The 1,510-nt window shown below is 43.3% G+C and carries 1 protein-coding gene; it reads left to right on the top strand.

What is annotated here, in order from left to right:
• Nucleotides 1–1,053: 1,053 nt before the first annotated feature.
• The coding region (locus ACS72_RS19435; RefSeq protein ID WP_212771674.1) for a hypothetical protein at nucleotides 1,054–1,510 on the top strand (457 nt) is incomplete at its 3' end.

Genomic DNA, 1,510 nt, shown 5'->3' on the forward strand with positions numbered 1-1,510 from the left:
CTCCCGCATGGCACCATCCACGATACTCTCCGGAAAATCTACCTTCCCCCCAGGAGCAATGTATCCCGGAAATCCTTTGCGGTCCGGCCGATTCATTAACAACACCTGATCATTCATTTTGTCCCATACCATACACATCGTTAATATCTCTATTCTAGTATCCATATTCGTCCTCCTGCTAACGTGCGCTTCTCTGCTGTACACTAACATTTCTGGGAATAACCTGTGTTTTCCTTCTTTATTCCCACTCTGATTCATTGGTATTTTCACCGGTCTCACAGTATAGTCTATGATGATATATATGCATACGAAAGGCGGACGCCCTGTACACCTGTACATTAGAAGCCCGCCTGTTTTGTGATATTCTATGCTGCTCTTTCCTCAAGCCTGGAGTTTCCAGTTCTCAGTTCAATTCCGTAATCAACACCCGGCGTTCCTTCCATTCAGCCCGGCGATAAGCCTGTTGCATACCAAATTTGCGGATACTTGCCTTTGGCACCGATTTATAAGGCAAAACGATCGTAAAGTCCTCATCAAACGGGAAAAACGACAGGCCTACTTTTTAGGCCGAAAATTTTCTTCCCAGCCTGCCGCCAAAATAGCGAAAAGAGCGCTCCATCTTCATCTGAATGATGCACAGTTTGAGCAATTGGAGCAGCTCTTTTATCAGCCATTTTCGAAGAAAAGATGGAGGATGTTCATTCAAACGAATAGGAATCTATAAGTGATATGAATTCGGTTATTTCATTTTTTCACGCTAAAACAAAAAAAGCCTCTTCCCTTCTTTGGATTAAAGAATAGGAAAGACTTTCGTGGTACTACGATTCAATTCTTTTGATTCAATTTAACTCAAGTCAACTCGTTCTAATTCATGCCATCATATCGTTTTAAGAAGTTGCTGGCTAAGCTGCGGACAGTCATGTGATGAAATGGGGATAAGGCGGCGGTGATTGAGATGAATAGGGCAGTGTCTTGATCGGGGAGGCCTTTCGACTCACCCTTCGACTCGCTTCGCTCGCTCAGGGTGACGTTCTTCGTTCGCTCAGGGTGACGATGTTTTTTAATATGGCGAATAGATATAAAAGTAGCTTACTGAGATTAGGTAAGCTTTTTGTTTTTTTAATGGTGGGATTGCATGTGGCTGCGCAGGGAGTGGAGATAGGATCGGTAAAAGATCAGGCATTGCGAATGTTGCAATTGCAAGGGAAACTGGATGCAAAGTATTCTTTAATGGCACGACCTTTTTTTACGGAAGGGGCCATTACATCTGACAGCATTTATAAACTGATTGATGATAGTGCCAGTATAAATGTGACCAGGAAACGAATAGGAGACAAAGGGGTATTAGAAATATTCCCTTTTACCATCAACAGCCAGTTGAATACACATCACCCTTATGGATGGAATCAACCAGGGTTTGTACAGGCGAATGGATGGCAGGGGTTTATTACTGCCGGCGCTTATACTGCTATTGGGCCATTGAGTATACAGGTAAAGCCTGTAGTGGTAT

Source organism: Acinetobacter sp. VT 511 (assembly GCF_001077515.1).
Taxonomy (GTDB): Bacteria; Pseudomonadota; Gammaproteobacteria; order Pseudomonadales; family Moraxellaceae; genus Acinetobacter; species Acinetobacter schindleri.